Below are 1,514 nucleotides of genomic sequence, written 5' to 3' on the forward strand. Positions count from 1 at the left end.
GGCCGCAGGCGGCGCAGGCGGCGGCGCAGCGCGGCGGCGGGCAGCAGCCCCTGCCCCCGCAGCATCAGCGCCAGCGAGGCGCCCATGCCCGCGCCAAGCGCCAGGGCGGCGATCGGCCAGTTGCGCCAAGCCACCTGGTCGGATGCGCCGAAGTTCGACCCGAAGCCCGCGAAGCCGAAGGGGATCGGCTTCAGGGGCGCGACCTCGACCTGGCGGTTGTCGGTATCGAACCAGGGAAAGGCCTGGGCATGAAGGATGGCGGGCTCGCCGGTTTTCGGGCGCAACTGCCATTCCCAGACCACGCGGGCCACCGGCCCCGCCTCGGTCAGCACGGTTTCGCGCGTCTCGGGCTGGCTGAACAGGATCAGCCAGGGTTCGGACAGGTCGGGACGGGCGGGCAGGTGATGGGCCAGCGCGCCAAGTGCCTCGATGGTGACGCGGCGGGTCAGGATCTCGTCCTTCTGCAGGCGGCCGGGTTCTGCGGACAGCTCGTCCGTCAGCGTCAACTGGCTGGCCGACAGGGGCGGGGCGTCCGAGGGGAAGGGCCGGACCGCCAGGGTGATCGGCGCGGCGGTCACGGTGGTTTCCGCCCGCTGGCCGTTGTCCTGCACGAAGGTCAGCTTGTGGCTGACCGGGCCGACCGTCAGCGGGCCGTTGCGGCGGGGAAACAGCGCGATCCTGCGTTCGAAGATCTGCAGCAGCCGCCCTTGCACGCGTTCCTTGTGCCAGTCGTCCCGCGCGATCTGGATCCAGTCGTAGTCGGGAGAGTTCGGAAACTGCATGTCCTCCAGCGAGACGGTCAGGTCGTATTCGCCCCGGATGGTCAGTTCCACCATCTCGGACACGACGGGATTGCCGTGGTCGTGCAGGATCATCAGCCGCGTGTCGCCCCGCGCCAGGGCCGCGCCCGCCAGCACCAGCCAGACCAGAAGGGCGCGGATCACCATGGGTCGCCCTCCTCGGGGCGGATCAGGCCCATCCGCGCGCGGCGGTCGAACTCGGCGCGGATGCGAAGCTTCAGGAACTCGCCGGGGTCGTCGGTGATGCTGTCCAGCCACTGGTCGGTGGCGGCCAGGCCCTTGGCGTCCAGCCGCCGTTCCCATTCCGGCCCCGAGGCATTGGCCAGCAGGTCCGAGATCGGCACATCCCCCGCGGGCAGGCCCCCCGCCCCCTTGATGCGGCCCGGCACGGTGGAATCGCCGCGTTCGGGCGGATACATCGCCGCGACCAGATCGCGGTTGCGGCGTGCCTGTTCGTCGGCGGGATTGGCGAACAGCATCGCGTCGAAATAGGCGACCGACAGCGGGTAATCGCCCGTGGCGGCCAGCGACAGGCCCCGGTTGTAGGTCTGCGACCGCCCCGCCCTGGCGAAGGCCGCATCGGCGGCGGGATAATCGCCCAGCCGATAGAACGCGACGCCCCGCGCCGCCGGATCGTCCAGCAGCGCCGCCGCCGCGCGGTCCAGCCCCGCGCGCAGGGCCAGCCGGCCAAGTGCCTCGGGGCCTGCCACCGCC

Annotated in this window: 2 protein-coding genes; both read right to left on the reverse strand. The window is 71.6% G+C overall.

Features of this window, described 5'->3' with window-relative positions:
• Positions 1-947 (reverse strand): BatD family protein (locus J0F76_RS20600; protein ID WP_207472328.1); only part of this gene is annotated, 947 nt, incomplete at its 3' end.
• Positions 941-1,514: hypothetical protein (locus J0F76_RS20605; RefSeq protein ID WP_242690491.1), on the reverse strand; the 574-nt coding region annotated here is incomplete at its 5' end. The genes J0F76_RS20605 and J0F76_RS20600, both read right to left, overlap by 7 nt.

It is taken from the genome of Paracoccus fontiphilus (assembly GCF_017356265.1).
GTDB lineage: Bacteria > Pseudomonadota > Alphaproteobacteria > Rhodobacterales > Rhodobacteraceae > Paracoccus > Paracoccus fontiphilus.